The 241-nt window shown below is 41.1% G+C and carries 1 protein-coding gene; it reads left to right on the top strand.

What is annotated here, in order from left to right:
- The coding region (locus A3761_RS01710) for a YfaZ family outer membrane protein (RefSeq protein ID WP_231881117.1) at window positions 1–241 on the top strand (241 nt) is incomplete at both ends.

Consider the following 241-nt stretch of genomic DNA (forward strand, 5'->3'; position numbering starts at 1 on the left):
CCAGCAACAGTTGCTATTGGATTTGAAAGTAACTTTTTTAAAATCGAGGATTTCAAAGGTACTGCTGTTGGAATTGGCGGTTCACTAAGGCTAAACCTACCAAGCGCACCTGGCTTATCATTTGAAACAGATCTACATTATGCGCCCAAGGTACTATCTTTTGGAGACTCTGACGAGTTCAGTCGTTTTAGAACCCAAGTCAATTACCGAATTATTGAAAATGCCGATATCGCATTCGGCT

Source organism: Oleiphilus sp. HI0123 (assembly GCF_001635315.1).